The organism is Psychrobacter frigidicola (assembly GCF_007997305.1).
In the GTDB taxonomy this organism is placed as follows: domain Bacteria; phylum Pseudomonadota; class Gammaproteobacteria; order Pseudomonadales; family Moraxellaceae; genus Psychrobacter; species Psychrobacter frigidicola.
In genome coordinates this window covers 554,205-571,088 of the sequence record NZ_VORZ01000001.1, presented here as the reverse complement: position 1 = coordinate 571,088, position 16,884 = coordinate 554,205, and the positions used below count along the sequence as shown (strand labels likewise).

Genomic DNA, 16,884 nt, shown 5'->3' with positions numbered 1-16,884 from the left:
ATGGTTACATTTAATAATGCTGTTAAATTTTTATCTAAGCATATAGTTGTTCAGGAGTTTTTTAAAAGTTATTCATATAAGAATAACTAATAGTAATGACCTTACTAATAGTTATGGTTGGTAGAGTCTAGGTTATAGAACTAAATAAGGCAACCCGTTCTGCTAATAGGGCGCGTATTCCTTTACGCTGTTCGCATGCTTGCGCTAGTGTCACATCAGGATAAAACCCTAACGTTATAGTGGCGTGCTGTTTATTGATGGAACGAATATAATCCATGCGCCATGATTTAGCCCTAGTTTGCTAACATACAAATACAGCCGTCTGCTATCTTGTAAGACTTATTTTTGGGCTTGGCTTGCTTGATCTGAGAATCAGTCAGTGGTTTTATTGTTTTTGCTATTTTGACGGCATCCTATTTAGCGCTGTCAGTGACTACCATAATTTAGACAACAATAAGCCCTTGCGGTGCATGGCTTACAAGGGCTTATCGTTTACTATTGTTATATTTTTTGGTGCGCTAGCCACGCATCGACTATATATTTATAGCCCTTTATTTGTATAGGTTTTATTATTTAAAATAATATTTTTAATAACATATTTAACAACATCTCAATAACGCTATGTGTGTTTGGATCGCGAGACTAAACTTATAATATTTTCAAGAAATACTGTTAGTATTTTTTAAACGCTTTATCCGTGTAATCTTGAGCTTGTATTTACCGCACCTGTTCTATTGAGTAAAGATACAAAGATATGTTTCAAGCTTACTGAATCGTAAGAAACGGTACAGGAAAATGGAACTATTGATGTGATTCGTTTAGGTGGTGCCGAATAATCTGCACATAGATAATCCCAAAATATGCGCAGAGACTATTAAAAAATTTTAGCAGCACATCGAATAAAAAAACAATGGTTGTTTTATAAAACGAAAAATATCTAGTACTTATTTTTATCTATTGTTTTGGCATCGATTAAGTCTCTGAAGACACTTATTCTCTCAGTTTGAACAATTAAGTTACCAAAGGTGAAAATAATATCTACCAAAATAATGATACCTGCCGCGAGGGTAACAATTTCGATCGGTAGTCCTGCTTGCGTAAAAACGATAGGCATACTGATTAACTCATATTAAAATCAATATTGTGACCAATTAGGTACTCAACACTACTAGGCAGTCTAAACTCTGTATGAGGTGTCTCATCCGCAACATTTTCATCACATATATGGGATGTCGCCATAGATCCTAAGCTAATCTCTTTAAGAGGGTTAAAATACTTAGCTCTAGGATCCTGCAACATCTTTACTTTGCCATCGTTTATATCAACAATAGAGTAGGCCGCTTCTGTCATGTGCGGTTCGATAAGTCATGTCGTTTCTGTGTCAAGTATATAAGTAGTCATAGTAAGCCTTGATAAATATGAGGAGCTTAGTAGTCTAGTATAAGTAGTTCCATTATAGCAGCCTATTTTAAGTGGTCTATAAGTAGAGTTAAAAGATATAAATCACTGGTTCCGTTGGGTTATACTGATGAACTTATATGATGAAATCGACTAATCAAGGCTTTAACTTACTACAAGTTTTGCTGTGTTCCTTATTTCCGGCAGGCGAACTGTACTTAACTAGCTATACTTAGCGCATAAATGACGCTGATAATGATATTGTTCATTAAATAATAAATTATCAAATAGGCTGTTCAATGGCAAATTATATCTTTATTAAAGCTCGCCAAGAAGTTAAATCATCAAAAATGCTTCAAGAGCTTGAGCAAGTTTGCAGCTTACTAACGCCAGTAGCTATTAAAGGCAAAAGCCAAGATACGGTAGAAGTATGGCCAGATGACTCGGGCTCTTTTTATGCTATTCAGAATAGTGAGAGTGTCGCTAAACCAGAGCAGGGCGCATTAATTATTGGCTGGCTACATCAGTCAGACAGTAATAAATCAGGTGCATGTAATTCTGAAGCTGATGGATCTTATGCAGTTATCAAGAATACTGAAAATGGAATATCGTTTTTTTCAGACCAGTTTGGTTCGCGGACTTTATGGTATTATTTCGATGATACTAAGATCATAGTTTCTACCTCGCAACGTGCAGTAGTTACTCTAAAAGGTTCTTTTAGACTTAATGAAGAAACGCTTGCTTGGTATCTATCTTCTGGATCTCAGGGACCATTTATTTCTTGGGACCAAGATATTAAGCAGGTACTTCCCAACTTAGAATACAAACTGGACGTTACTGATTGGTACTTAGACTCAAAACAAAAACCAGGTATGGATATACCACCGTCAGGTAGTACAAAAATGAGTGACTACCTTGATCTCTATCAGAATCAAGTGACTGAATCACTTGATCAAATTATTAATGAATATCCTGAAGGTCAAGTGTTAATGCCCTTATCTGGAGGCCTAGATAGCCGCTTGCTCTTGGCCCTCAGTAACAATGCAGACCTCGATGATAAGCTTTCTCTGGTCAATTGGGGCGTATTGAATCAGAAAGGCATTTTTGATGATAAAGTAGCTGCCCAGCGCGTAGCTAATTTTTATAAGAAAAATCTGTTAGATATGTCTTTGCCTACTGAGATTAGTGCTTATGATCAAGTTCTAGATCATTTTTCAGAGGCAAGTGAAGGACGTATTGATCATTTTAACGCTTTTACAGATGGCTTTAAGATGTGGGATGAGTTTTTTCAACGTGGGTATCGAATGATTATAAGGGGTGATATTCCATTTCCTGCAGGACTTTGCCTTGATGAATTTCAAGTTAGAACTATGATGGGGTTAGAATTATTCAGTGATTATTCAAATATGAATGATTTCAACGTAAAAGAATATTCTGAGCCACAGAAAGAATACTTAACTAAACGTTTAGAGGGGGAGTCGCTAATAAGATGGAGAGATCGAACTTTAACTGATATTCGCGTGCCCATCGTAATGGCGGCATATTCACATCAAATAAGTGCATTTGCGGAAAACAGAACCCCGATGATGAGCTGGTCTTTATTTAAGCTTTATATGGGGTTACCTGATAAAGAAAAAGGAGACAAGCTGCATATTAAAATGCTGTGGCAAAAATATGACCGCAGTGGTGTTCCTTCCCATGCAGTAGGTTCTTTACGTTCGATGGACTCGTACTTTAATAATAAGGAAGGTAAAAAGTATTTGCTGGATAAGCTTGCGCTTCTTATAGAAGGTAAATACCTTTCTTCGAGTTTGGTTGACTCCGTTCATGAGATTCTTTCTAAACAGGAGTTCTCATCACTAGAACAACAACATACAGCAGTTTCCAAGAAAGCTTTAGTTTCTCAAAAAATTCAGACGTTGTTGTCCAACCATCTACCAGCTTTACCTAAAGCCTATCTTAAATCTAAGCGCTCTAAGAAGCTATCGGTAATAACTATCGCTTATCGTATCGTGCTTGCAGAAAAAATTATTACTATGTATGGAACTGATGCAAGACAGATTAAGGAAAGCGAATGATTCCTATTAAACGCATTCTTCATAATGAGTGCAGCAGCTACCTGTAGTATAAATTTCTTATTTTGCACAAATAACTCCTAAAACCCCTTACGAGTATATTCACAAGTACACTGAGCTAAGTCATTCATTAATGATATGGCTGTAAGCATTGATATTAATACGTTTTATAACTATACCATGGTACCTCACTAGGGAACTGAACCCATCTAATTAAACCTACTTTCTGTATAACCAAACATCATTTGAAGCCCTCTGACGCGTATAATCAGAGAGGCTTTTTTAAGTCTAAAATTATTGATTGTATAAACTTGAGGGGTTTCTATGGCCAAAGTAATATCACCTGAGAAGATGCAAGGGCTCTTAGATTGGACTTACGACAAAGCTGTTCAAGGTATACCAGGAATGGGCTCTGCTATTGATTTAGCAGAAGACTATATGACTGGGCCAGGCACAACAGAAGATAAGGTTAATTCCTTAATACGTTGGCAGAACACTAAAGCAGGTTCTGCGGGTTTCATTGCAGGTCTAGGAGGTTTAATAACTTTACCTGTTGCTCTACCTGTAAATATTGCATCTCTGATTTATGTTCACATACGCATGGTTGCTGCTATTGCTCATATGACGGGTCACGATTTAAAGAATGATAAAGTAAAAGCTTTAATCTATCTCTGTTTGTTAGGCAGTAGTATGGATGAGGTTGCTAAAGATTCTGGCATTACTTTTGGCACAAATTTTACCACTAGTTACATAGAAAAGAATGTCACTGGAGTGGCACTTACTAAGATTAAGAGAGCAGTTAGTTTTAGACTTGTTACGAAATTTTCTACTAGAGGTTTAATTAATTTAGGTGGGGTAGTTCCTGTATTGGGTGGTGTGATTTGTGGTGGGTTTGATATTTTCACAACAAATATTGTTGGAAACCAAGCTAGAAAAGCTTTTCTTGTATTCGAGCCAACTGATTATAAGGTTGATCTAAGTAGTTTTAAAGATGTTAGTTCTAGTACTCTAAATACTCCTTAATGGGACGTCTCTTAAACTGCGAAGCATTTTTATAGATGATTAATCATCTCAAACAATCCCAGCGTGGTTCAGCATACGCATCAAAGAAAGTCTTTTTATAGTATTCCTCTGCCCAAAAGTGATATTGATCATGTCGCAAACCTAGAGAGCATTAAAAGCATACTGCACACACCAGTATAAACCATGGCATATGCGGCGTCTTTCTAGTAAAAAAACGCTACAGCATTAAAAAGGCAGTAAACCGTAATAGTGGCATGATTAGATAATTAAAATATTAAAAGAGTATCATGTGGGGATTATTTGCATAACAGATGGTAAAAAAGGGGGAGTAATACCCACTTTTTTATGAATATTTTTTATTAGGAAAGGTCATGATTCTTCGTTTTATTGCGCGTCATAGCACGTTGATTATGCCAGTTTGCGCCATTGTGGGCTTTATTTTTCCAAACTTATCCAATGCAGTATTGGTATATTTACCCCAAATACTGTTCTTCTTGATGTTTTTTACTTTACTCGGCATTGACCAATATGCGCTGTTAAAGCGTATAGCGACAAGCTATGTGTGGGTTTTTGCCTTGTTACAAAGCGGGGGCACGTGTCTAGTTTTAGTATTAATTGCTTATGCGCTCGGGGTACGTGGCGATTGGCTATTGGCGATTGCAGGTCTTGGTGCCACTGCCCCCTTGTTTGGTAGTGGCGCGTTGGTCAATGCGGTGGGGTTCGATGCACAACTGGCGACGGCAAAAACTATCGCTGCTACGCTCGTTATGCCATTTACATTATTAGGCATATTGTGGCTATTAGGCGATGAAAATGCGCATTTAGACGTTGGTACTTATATCATGCGCTTATTAGTTTATATTGTTATGCCGATGGTGCTAGCTGTGGCGGTACGTCGGTTTGTTTCACCTGCTATTTTGTCACGTTATTATCCCAAAATCGGGCAGTTCAATATTTTACTGCTGATGTTGTTTCCACTGGGCCTGATGGCGGGGTTTCGTACCACCTTTGACCATAATCCATGGCAAGCGTTGTTATTACTAGTACTAAGTTCGGTATTAGCATTGGTGTTTTATTTTAGCGCTTATATAATATATCGGCGTTTTGGCTATGAAAATGCCATTGTCGCTGCGCTGGTGTGTGGCGGACGCAATGTATTACTTGCTTACACCATAACTATGCCCTTTATGGGTGCGATGTTTTTGCCGTTACTGGGTGCTTTTCAATTACCAGCATTTTGCTTGCCCTTACTGGGAAAATATATGGCAAAACGCCATACAACATAAAACTCGATCTATGGATTTAAAATCAGGTTTCAGTTCATCGAGTCTATTAAATTTTCACTTAAGGTAACGTTGATAGTTACTAATTCAGGAATATCGACTGGCTCACCAGTCTTAGGATTTCTACCCTTTCGAGCACCTCTTCTGGCTTTCTGAAAGGTAGCAAACGCTATCAATTTTAATCTTTCATTTTCTTCTAGTTTATTTGTATTTGCATAAAATCGCCGTGAGACTATTACCATCACCATGACGGGTTGTTTTTTGTGGTGCTAAACACGACGAGTTAATATTTTTAACAACATCGTAGTGGTGCTAGCAGGTAATGAATAAAGACATGATAGTAACTAAACAGAGGGTTTGAGGTAATGCGAGGTTATGTCTAAATACAATGATTGGTGCGCCCACCAAGACTCGAACTCGGATCGATCGCTTAGGAGGCAATTGCTCTATCCTGTTGAGCTATAGGCGCATTAAGGAGTTCCATTGTAAAAAAAAGCGCTTATAAAAGCAATCCATAATAAGTAATTAAGCATTATGTACCATTGCTGAGCGCATCAGCGACTTTAACTGACGGTTGTCCGCTGGCTTTTTTGCCGCGTGATGCTGGATTAAATAAATCATCCACACTATTTTTGTAGCCATCAATATTATCATAACCGTATTTTTTTAAGATGTCTTGTCCAGCACTCGAGAGTAAAAAATTTCGGAAACTGACAGCAATAGGATTGTCCGTTAGAATAACGCCATCAACTGACTCGGTGTTTTTTACTGCATAGCTAAAAGAAGCTAAGTGACGTGCCTCAATACTATCATTGCCAGTTGCAGGGTTTGCATTTACAGGGTTTAAATTGTTTTGTGCTGTACTACGGGTATTGATCTCACTATGGTTAAGCTTAGTTTGAGCATCATTAAGTAGAGCCTGTAGGGGTATCAGTCGAGTTTGCGCAATTTTTTCATCGGCTATAATAACGTCAATATGGATGGGTAAGGACGATGGCTTATTATTAGCGTTACTAGTACCCGGCAAAGTGAGTAATGATTTAGCAGGGACGTATAGGGCCAAAACTTGCGTATTAGGATAGCGTGACTCAAACTTCATAATCACATCATCTAACGCCGCCTGTAATTGTTCTTCGGCTTGCACATGTAGGATGCTAGTCGCAATTGTATTTATATCGTCTCCACTGGTGTTAGTGGACTGCTCACTTTCAGTAGCCATAATAGGTAATGGGTCCGCATTTTTACGATTACTGCTCCATAGCCATGTAAAGATACCAATGAAAATAAGCAGTATTAATACAAGTAGTGCAGCCAATAGCAGTTTGTAGTCTTTCATAGTTAACCGCTCGTGTCTTAATTAATGTTTTATCAGTAAATAAAATTATTCTAATGAGTCAAATATGATGATGTATAACTTCATCCGCCAGCTCTGCCAACATATTATTGAATATATCGCTTGCTGCGGTTGAAGTAACTAATCTAGCTTGCGAGTATGAAGTCGAGTGATGGGCGGCTAATAGAGAGAGTCCGGTCGCAAGCTTTTCTTTGGGTCAATCAAAGTCTTGTACCTTACACTATGCTTCAAATAAATTTAGAGAGCTGCCATATACTGCTGCGGGCAAGTTTAGAGTGTCCAGTTTTTGGGCTAATATAGGGCCATAAATAACTTGCCGATGACTGACATACAATTCATTGGTATCATCAGTATAGGGCTGCCGCCGTTGCCACGCAGTCTTATCAACCTTCATCCGTGGCAGCTCCCACAGCGCACTGCGGTAATAGTCAACGTATAATCGCCGCTTGGGATGAACAAAGATATCATCAATTGGACGCAGTGGTATTATATGCAGTCATCTCATTGTTAAAAAGAGTCAAACAGGTTGTTTCTATCAGAAATTGTAACATAGCCCTTCAATCATGATTAAACCTTCATACATGCGTCACCATCTGTCGCAAACTAATACGCTACTGCCTTGTTTGCTAGTAACTAACCGATATCAATGCCACACTATGATGCTGCTAAGTATTCGCCCTTGATAAACTGTCATTTTGCCTTATGTCATCGCGAATGTTGTTTTAAGTTGTGTTCTTATTTTCTTGTACTTCATTGCCATAATTAGATGATTCTCTATGTTTACTATTATTCAGTCCCACCGTACCGAACGTTTGGTTGAGCAGTTGCTGACCGCTTATAAATCTAAAAATCAGCCTATTTTTGAAGAGTTTGTTGTGATTGTGCCGTCAATGGTACTCGGCGATTGGCTAGATAAGTCTATTGCTAGTCAAGCGGGTATCAGCACTTTGGTCACGACGACGTTTTGGGGTCAGTACCAGTGGACGTTAATGCAAAAAGTGCTGGCTGAATATAATACGTGGCTGGAAAATACGCAGTCAACTCAAGAAATAGTGACCGTACCAGAAGTGGCAGTATTGACGGGGGCAGTGATGCAATGGCGTCTGTTTGGTTATTTTACTTATTATCAAAATGACATCATGGCGAACGATCAACATCCATTATATCCTTTATTGTCCGCATTATTAGATGTGGAGGCCGACCGTAGTCAGCAAGATGTGCGTCTATGGTCGCTGGCTACTGACTTTTCGCGCGTGTTTAGTCGTTATTTAACCCATCGGGAAGGGTGGTTAAATCTTTGGTCGGACAACAAAGCAGTGGACGTCGCTGCCATGGTGGCAGCCAAAGACGAGCTGACCATGACGTTTGATAAGTATGCGGGCGAAACACCGGAGTGGTTGGTTGCCCATTATACCGAGCTTGAGGCGGCACAGCGGCATTTATGGCACCTACTATTTGCAGCAGTATATGAGCATCGTTCCGCTATTGAGACGCGGTTTTGGGAGGTTATGTCGGATAAGACTCACAACACAGGGATAGATATACAAGCCATATTACCCACCCAGATGCATATTTTTACGATTCAACAGTTGCCTCAAAATGAGCTAAATTTTTTGCAGCGTTTATCAAAATATATGCATATTACCTTATTACATTACAATCCCTCGCAGCTGTTTTGGGCAGATATCGTGGATAAGCAGTGGCTACAGCGCCAGCAGGTGATTAACCCTGAAAGTGTGTTTTTACGGGATTATGGGCACACCCTGTTATCACGCTTGGGCAAGCAGTCGCGTGAGACTTTTGCGATGCTGGCAAGTTTGTCTGGCAACGAAGATAAAGACGATTTTAAGTTGGTTTGGGAAGATCGGTTTGATGTAGAAGAAAATCCAAGAACTGTCAACGCGATACGTACTAATAAAAATACAGAACGTCCGTTAAGTTTGCTCGCGCATTTGCAGCAAGATGTTCTCATGTTGGATGAAAGCGCTACCCAACAGGCAACCTCAGGGCGGGTCAGTGCCGCATTAGGGACGCAAATGGCGCTCGATTTAAATACAGAGCAAGATTATAAAAATAGCCTAAGTAATCATAAAGGGTATCAAATCCTTAAAGATAATGAACCATTAGAAACCGAATGGTATAGCGATGATACCCTAAAAAATAAATACTATGAGCAACCACGGCAGTGGCAATTGTCACAATATGATAATAGCCTAAGTATTCACTCATGTCACAACTTACAGCGTCAGCTTGAAGTACTGCGCGGTATGATTGGACGCTGGCTCAATGACACTAATAACGATGGAAACACTCGCCATCTGTCTGATATTGTCGTACTCCTCCCTGATGTTGACCGTCATCATGATTTGATTACCTCTGTATTCGTGACTGGTAAAGGTCAGGATGGTTTGAGTCTACCTGCAAAAGTCACAGGAGTGGTTGATAAATCAATTCGCCAACTGTGGGAGGCGATAAGTGGGTTTTATGGTTTACTAGGTAGCGATACGGCACGCTTTGAGTCGGCTGAAGTATTGGATTGGTTAATGCTACCACCATTATACGAAAGTCTAGGATTGACCCATGAACAAATGAGCCGTGGCTGTGATTTGTTAGAACAAGCAGGTTTTGTTCGTGGGTTTGATGAAGCACATTTGCAGCACAGTTTGGACGCCCAAGACTATGACTACCGTTTTAGCTTTGTTTATGCGCTAGATCAAATAGCATTGGGCTTAATCATGCCCGAAGCGAGTATCAGCGATTGTTTATATCCCGATAATTGGCAAGACAATACTTTAGCTGAAAAAACAGTACCTATTTCCGCCATTAGTTTAGACGATGCTCTTATTATTGAAGCTTTATGCCGTGTCCATGCTGGCATTAATGGCTGCCGTAACGAGTACCAAGCGCGCTATAAAGCTGAGGATTGGCTGGACCGGATTGAAACTAATATTATCCATCCTTACTTTGGTGCATTTGACCAAACCCGTCCCATGCGCGCGATTTTTAATGCAATGAATGGCTTTAAAAGTAGTCTGCGAGCCAACCGGCATTATCAGCGTTATCATACTGGCAGCAAGCATGACAGTACTGCGAATGCCGATAATAACAATAGCAATGATAACAATAATGTGAGCGCTACGTTAGCCGCTGGGCAAGTCGAAGCGCGGCTGTCACAAGTGAGTAATTTACCCCTCAAGCTTAGCTTTATGCTGGATAGCATTGAGGATGAGTTAGAGAGTCAGCAAGTCAGTGCTGAGCCTACGGGTGTGATTACCTTTGGGCGTTTTGGTGCGCTACGTAATGTACCGTTTGGGCTGGTCGTGATGTTAAATATGGACTTGTCGGAGTTTCCCAATCGTGACCGTGATAATCGTTATGACTTAATGAAGGCGGGCTTGGCTCAACGCGGCGATAGATTCAGTGAAGACGATGATAACGGCGCGTTCTTAGACGCCTTACTGTGCGCGCGTGATTCTTGCTGGATTTTTTATAATGGTCAACGCCTGACCGATACTCATGAGCATCTGCCGGCCAACCCAGTCAGTGAATTATTACAGTTCTTAAAGGGGGAGGTGCAATGGCAATGGGATCCGCTAAAACTATTAGGGACGGAATCACTAGCTACTGATAGTAATCATGGGAATGACAGCGAGATTAATGACAACAATAATGCGGCATTAACCGCACAAATTCAGCGTTACTTGCCCAAGCTTATTGAACAGTGGCTGGTTACCCAGCACCCTGCATTGCCGTTTGCAGAAGAGGTGTTTATAAGGCCAGAAATATTAGACACGCAAGCAATACTTGGCTCTGAAGTCAAACAAGACTTTATACAAATCTTAGAGCGTGCGATGCAAGGTGAAAAGCTAAATCAGAAAAGAACCAATGCGCCTGCAAAAGTCTGGCAGGACGTATTTGAGCGTCTACAAGCGCAAGATAAAGATAACGCACGCCTTCCTATTAAAGTGAATTTACCGTCTAAAGCGGACTATGCCACCATTGCTCGCCGTATTCACCCAGATAATGGAGTTTGTAATGAGGATAGTAGAGCCGATACTGGCCAAGCCTTCGACGTTACCCACGTTGATATGCAATATTTATATCTACAAGTTCGTCATCCGGCAAAGCACTTCCTAAAAAAGCAGCAAGTGCATATTGTATTACCAGCGGAAGATACTGTATATCAAGAGCCGTTATCCTTATCAAGCTTAGATGCGTATACCATCAATGCGCAGTTGCTCAGTGACATGCATGGCAATACTGCTACTGACTCTAATCATACGGGCTCTAATGATATTGAGAGCGACAATAAACAGGCGCAGCAACTGAGTCGTTTATTATACGACCCTGTCATGCCAGCTGGTGTCGCACGTCAATCGACTCTAAACTATCAACAACTTAAAATCACTGAGCAATACCGTGAGTTTGCTGAACAGTTATTAAAGATGGGCATTGACGTTAAGCCTTCTCATAATACCAATATCGATATGCAAGCCACCGAGCAGTGCTTCACGTTACTGACTCCGTGTGCCGAAAAAATGATTCGCGTTCACGCGCCTGAAATGAATGCTCAAGGTCAATTAAATATTAAAGGTATCGTTCCAATAGATATCGGTTCGCCATCAGCGCTGTCAGCAGAGACATCAGCTAAGTTATGGATCAATATTTTGCCTAATAGCGCCCGCACCCAGCATCTATTACGCTTTTGGTTGGCACACGTCTTTTGGCAAGTGGCGCGGCGTACTACTGAGGAGCAAGTCGCTAATAATGATGGCAGAAGTATCTGGCGTTTTAATAAGTCTAGTGAAGAGCACACAAAATACAAAGGTAAAACTATTTTTGAGCTTGCGCCTATTACTTATAAAGTCGCGTTAGCCGAGCTATTGAAATGGGTACGCTTTGCTCAGATTGCTGCTAGTACGGTAATCACAGTGTTACCAGTGTATGCGATTACTTACCTTGATAAAGTAAATGTTGCTCAAGGTAAAGACAGTATTTATCAGCTTAAACGTAGTGATTTTGAGAACTGGTTATGGTCAGGCTATAACAATGATAGGGTTTATGACACCTGCTCGCAGCATGAGCTATGGCAATATATATTACAAAAACAAGACGCTTTTACCGCTTTGACTAATGCGCTGCCCATATTAGCACCTTTGTTATTTGGCGCTATGAATGACGCTTTGAAGCCGTGTCCATGATGGCCTTTAAGGATAATGAACGCTATAGCTGTGTAGTTTGATAACTGATTAAGTGGCGATGCTATTACCAGACTATTACTATGAATACCAAGAACAAGTGACCTTTTATGTTTCAAACTATGCCTAACAATAATAACGAAAACAATAACACTCATCACTCTGAAGCTGTTGAGACGACATCGAGGCCCCATACCCACAATCAGCAACCGCCTCAAAAATTACCAGCCGTACGAGTGCCGCTAAATGGTAAGTATCTGATAGAAGCATCAGCAGGTACCGGTAAAACATGGACGCTGACTGGTATTGTGTTGCGCTTATTGATTGAGGCAAAACGCGCTCCTGAGCATATTATTGCCACTACTTTTACCCGCGCCGCTGCCGCTGAGATGCGCGAACGTATCCATGCGCGGCTGGTTGATTTTTATCAATTATTGCAATGGCTTAACAAGCTACAAGCTAACCCTGAAACCCATGATATTCTTTATCCGCAACTGATAGGTAACAGCGCTAAGCAACATAAGAAAACGTTGATATCTGCCAGCCATAAAATCGACGACGAGGTAAAATCTTCTATAAAAGTTAGTCCAGAGCAGCGACAGGCAAGAGAGGTATGGTTAGAGCGGCAAGCGTCGCTAGCAGGGTATGCAGATTTAATGACTGACCCTATTAATAGTCATTTGTTGACCTACCTGCTCGACAATACTGAACGCTATCCTTTCATTGAGGCCATCAGGCGCACCGCCTTAGTGCTCACAACCTTAGATAAGTTGTTTGTGGGAACGTTAGACAGCCTGTCACAAAAGTGGCTGTCTGAATACAGTGCCGAGACTGGTTATCAGCAAGGGATGCAAATCAGTGACCATGAGCAAATTGTCATTGAAAGTATCATTCACGATAAAGTACGCGCGTTCCACAGCCAGATGTATCATCAGCAACCAGAGATTTATGCGCTATTACAGCATACTAATCGCTTAACAGCGCCTGCTGATCATCTGTCTGTCGCGCAAAAATCCCTTCAATTTATCTCAACGCCTATTGAAACTGTTGAATTGGGCGACGCTATTGATTTTGAGGGATATCAGCAGGCGTTGGCACGTTTTAAAAATTGCGACTTAAAGGATGTTGAGCCGTATTTTGATAAGGACTATCGTAAGGCTCAAGGCTTTACAGGTAATGCTAGCCTTGGTACGAAAGCTGATAGGATAATCAGTATCCAAAGTGCTATTCAGCAGTATGATATGACTTTTTTTGAGCATTTAGATACCGAAGCCCAAAAGTTTTATGATGCTTTGCCCCATGCTTTTTTGAGTAAAGAGGAGGGCGGTAAAGGTTTTAATAAAGGTAAAGAAGCCGAGCGCTTAGCTTTTATCAATCTTGAAAGCATACAGGCGTTAAAAGCGCTGCATGATTATGCCGAACATATTGAACGTTATCTTGATTCACTGATTGAGATTCTTAACCGCAATATTGCGCTTACCGTACGAGATAAATTACCAGCGATACTAGAAGCCAGACGCGAGACGACTTTTGCGCTGCAAATGGTACGGTTAAACCAAGCGCTATCTGGTAAGCAAGGTGAGCGGCTGGCACGTTATATTCGCCATCATTACCCTGTTGCATTGATTGATGAGTCGCAAGATATCAATGGCGAGCAGGCACGCATGATTGAGCGTATTTATATCAATCAAGACCATAAAGATGCTAAAGAAGCCAGTCGTAGCTTTTTACTATTGGTCGGTGATCCAAAACAGGCGATTTATGGTTTCCGTGGCGGTGATGTGGCCAACTATAACGCGATGAAAGCACACTTTGATAATAAAAATATGATGAGCCTTGATGTCAATCGCCGTTCAAACGAGCGCTTGATTACCGCGTTAAATCATTGGTTTGGCCGCTCGAACCCGACTATTAATGCTGAAGATATGATTACTAACGATACCTCAGCTTCGCAAAGCGCTGATCAATTGGCGCAATTAGGTAAAAGTATTTATTATCAGCATATCACCGCTGCCAATACTAATACGCGTGTGTCATGGCAGCAGCCTGTAATTGAACAAGGTATGGCGTCATCTGATGTAGTTGCTATATTACCGGACAGTCCTGTTAGCGTGATTCATCTGCCTTACAATAAAGAAGCAAAATATAATGCTTGTGAGCTGACAGCGTTGCATATCGCCGCCTTATTAGCCAGTCAACAAACCATAGAGGGACGTCCGTTAAAACCAAGCGACATCGGGGTGTTAGGACGTAGAAAGCAAGAGTTAAAGCAAGTTGAGGACATGCTGACTAAGCTTGGTGTGCCAACGCTTGAGACCGCAGAGACCAATGTTTTCGATACCGTTATCGCTGCTGATTTGGTCGCATTATTAGAAGCCATGCTACGCCCATATCGACGTGATATTATCAATCGGGTGTTAACCAGTCATCTTTATCAGTTAAGCCTCGATGAGGTACAAGCACTGATGCTAAGTGTTGATGCTGATGTTAACAATACAGAAGTACAAAATCCTGACTCTGAACCTGTAGAACTCAAACAACGTTATCATGATTTTCAGACTTATCTAAAGACAGCGGCCAACCATTGGCAACATGGGGGCATCTTATCGGCATTACATTATGTGTTGGCATATAACCCGATGGCCACACCAAAAGAGGGGAAGCAAGGTCAAAGCCTTTGGGTCGGTCTTGCAGGCTTAGAAGATGGCGCACGATACCTAATGGACTTACGACACTTGTTAGACATTTTAGCGCAGCATGGGATGCACATCGGTGAGCATGAGTTATTGGCATGGTACAAAAAAAACATGAACAGCAAGCACACACCAGAGTGGGCGAAACAGCAGCCATTACCGACCGAATCAGGCGTGCAACTGATGACCATCCATAAGTCAAAAGGTTTAGAGTTTCCAGTCGTTTATGTCGTGGGTATGGATGGTGCTAGTCCTAAAGCGGGTAGCCGTAACAAACATAACTTATATTTATATGACCATGATATTGATAATGAACGAACAGAACGACGTTTATCTGCCAGTGCGGGTCAGCCACATAGTAAGTCTGCAAAAGGCGAGTTATCATTGGATTACTGTGCCCAATTTGAAACCACTGAAAACTATGAAGAATTGCGACGCCTTGCTTATGTGGCCTTCACTCGTGCCAGTGAGCAGCTGTATATAGTGCTGAGCGATGTTTATAGTAGCGCAGGAGCCGAACGTAAACCGATTTTGAAATGGCTAGATGGTGATAATAAGGATAAAGCCTTTACGCTGCCGGAACGATTACAAGACCAAATTGGCTGGGTAGAATATCAAACCATTGAGACCGCAGCCGAAGCGGTTATTACTACTAATAAACAAGACGCACGCGCTACGCATTTATCAGCAAAAGCGACCCCAAACCCTATTATTCGTATTGATTACCAACAGGCTTATGATCAGCTACAACACAGTTATTTTAAAGGGTGGGCGAAAACCAGCTTTACTGCGTTATCGCGGCAGTTAAGCGAGCAAAGCCAAGCCCTCGCTATTTTTGATGATGGTATAGAGGACGAGCTAGACATAACTGACAGTATAATAGTGTCAGAAAATAACTCCTCTAGCGCTGATCAAAACGATGGTGGTAATGGCAGTATAATAACAGCAGACGACATTCGTTTTCGCTTTGTTAAAGGGGCCAATGCTGGCACTTTTTTGCACCAAGTTTTTGAGAAGATAGATTTTAATAATAAAGATAAATGGACGGCCATCATAGACCAAGGTATCCGCCAGTATCAGTTGCCACTTAGCTATACTAGTGCGGAGTATCAAGAGCGCCTGCAACCACAAAGTACGTCAGACTTAGAAAGAGAGTTAGCAATTACGGGTGAATCTATTGAGTCAATAGCAGATAATGCGTCGTTAGCCGTTGCTCATGACGATCTGATAGCTTGGGTCGCTGATGTGTTGGCTGCACCATTGCTCGCATCTGGTCAGCCATTACAAGCGTTAGTGCCCAAACAGCGTATTGCTGAGCTGGGCTTTAATATGGGGTTGGCTGCTGGTTTTACACCGGAAGGTATTAACGATGCCTTTACAGAACATCTGCCTGATGAGCCCGAAAAACATATTCAGCTTACCTCTCAGTATTCTGATTATATCTATCGCTATTTGCGCGGTGAGATTGACTTAGTTTATGAATATGCTGGCAAGTACTATGTAGTGGATTATAAAAGTAACTATTTAGGAAATAGCCTAAGTAATTATAACAATGAAAGTCTAAGTGCCGCTATGAATAAAGCAGGTTATTGGTTACAAGCTGCTATCTATCAAGTGGCTTTACATCGTTTTTTACGCTTGCGCTTGCAAAATTACGAAGGTAACGAGACTCAATATCTGGGAGCAGTGGAATATGTGTTTTTACGTGGTATTGATTCACAAGGACTGCATAATTACGGACGTATTCAATGGCAAATCCCTTTTGCATTGGTAGACGCCTTAGATAAGTTGTTTGGCAAACCAACTCCATAATTGCTAATTCGCCATCACCTAACAACCGCTATGGCAATACGTGTGAGC

The 16,884-nt window shown here is 41.0% G+C and carries 10 protein-coding genes, 1 tRNA gene and 1 pseudogene; 5 read left to right on the top strand and 7 right to left on the bottom strand.

What is annotated here, in order from left to right; translation table 11 throughout:
• Nucleotides 1-127: 127 nt before the first annotated feature.
• From ES754_RS02280 to ES754_RS02270, 3 genes and pseudogenes are all read right to left on the bottom strand, one after another.
• Nucleotides 128-283: pseudogene (locus tag ES754_RS02280) on the bottom strand (integrase arm-type DNA-binding domain-containing protein); the annotation flags it as partial.
• Nucleotides 284-937: 654 nt separating this feature from the next.
• Complete coding sequence (locus tag ES754_RS02275) at nucleotides 938-1,114, bottom strand: hypothetical protein (RefSeq protein WP_201538787.1); 177 nt, start codon at nucleotides 1,112-1,114, stop codon at nucleotides 938-940.
• Between the two features lie 5 nt (nucleotides 1,115-1,119).
• Nucleotides 1,120-1,350, bottom strand: coding sequence for a hypothetical protein (locus ES754_RS02270; RefSeq protein ID WP_227677748.1), 231 nt, complete (start codon nucleotides 1,348-1,350; stop codon nucleotides 1,120-1,122).
• Between the two features lie 347 nt (nucleotides 1,351-1,697).
• On the opposite strand from ES754_RS02270, the gene ES754_RS02265 reads away from it, so the two are divergent.
• The 3 genes from ES754_RS02265 to ES754_RS02255 all read left to right on the top strand — a co-directional run bounded on the left by ES754_RS02265 (nucleotide 1,698) and on the right by ES754_RS02255 (nucleotide 5,782).
• Complete coding sequence (locus ES754_RS02265; protein ID WP_147221673.1) at nucleotides 1,698-3,476, top strand: asparagine synthase (glutamine-hydrolyzing); 1,779 nt, start codon at nucleotides 1,698-1,700, stop codon at nucleotides 3,474-3,476.
• A gap of 321 nt (nucleotides 3,477-3,797) precedes the next feature.
• A complete protein-coding gene (locus tag ES754_RS02260) occupies nucleotides 3,798-4,496 on the top strand; it encodes an EcsC family protein (RefSeq protein WP_147221671.1) in 699 nt (232 codons plus the stop codon).
• A gap of 374 nt (nucleotides 4,497-4,870) precedes the next feature.
• Entirely contained in the window at nucleotides 4,871-5,782 is a 912-nt protein-coding gene (locus tag ES754_RS02255; RefSeq protein WP_147223207.1) for a lantibiotic ABC transporter permease, read from the top strand.
• Nucleotides 5,783-5,811: 29 nt separating this feature from the next.
• Here ES754_RS02255 and ES754_RS12460 read toward each other — a convergent pair whose 3' ends face one another.
• The 4 genes from ES754_RS12460 to ES754_RS12170 form a co-directional block, all read right to left on the bottom strand.
• Nucleotides 5,812-6,021 carry an HU family DNA-binding protein gene (locus ES754_RS12460; RefSeq protein WP_227677980.1) on the bottom strand — a complete coding sequence of 70 codons (210 nt, stop codon included), beginning with the start codon at nucleotides 6,019-6,021 and terminating at the stop codon, nucleotides 5,812-5,814.
• A 151-nt stretch (nucleotides 6,022-6,172) separates the two neighbouring features.
• Nucleotides 6,173-6,248: transfer RNA gene (locus ES754_RS02245), tRNA-Arg, on the bottom strand.
• A 63-nt stretch (nucleotides 6,249-6,311) separates the two neighbouring features.
• The gene (locus tag ES754_RS02240; RefSeq protein WP_147221667.1) at nucleotides 6,312-7,115 is read right to left on the bottom strand and encodes a hypothetical protein; all 804 of its coding nucleotides are present in this window, start codon (nucleotides 7,113-7,115) and stop codon (nucleotides 6,312-6,314) included.
• 238 nt (nucleotides 7,116-7,353) lie between these two features.
• Nucleotides 7,354-7,527 carry a hypothetical protein gene (locus ES754_RS12170; protein ID WP_227677750.1) on the bottom strand — a complete coding sequence of 58 codons (174 nt, stop codon included), beginning with the start codon at nucleotides 7,525-7,527 and terminating at the stop codon, nucleotides 7,354-7,356.
• A gap of 382 nt (nucleotides 7,528-7,909) precedes the next feature.
• On the opposite strand from ES754_RS12170, the gene ES754_RS02230 reads away from it, so the two are divergent.
• Together ES754_RS02230 and ES754_RS02225 are read left to right on the top strand one after the other, a co-directional pair.
• Nucleotides 7,910-12,334 carry an exodeoxyribonuclease V subunit gamma gene (locus tag ES754_RS02230; protein WP_147221665.1) on the top strand — a complete coding sequence of 1,475 codons (4,425 nt, stop codon included), beginning with the start codon at nucleotides 7,910-7,912 and terminating at the stop codon, nucleotides 12,332-12,334.
• 107 nt (nucleotides 12,335-12,441) lie between these two features.
• The gene (locus ES754_RS02225; RefSeq protein WP_147221664.1) at nucleotides 12,442-16,836 is read left to right on the top strand and encodes a UvrD-helicase domain-containing protein; all 4,395 of its coding nucleotides are present in this window, start codon (nucleotides 12,442-12,444) and stop codon (nucleotides 16,834-16,836) included.
• Nucleotides 16,837-16,884 lie beyond the last annotated feature (48 nt).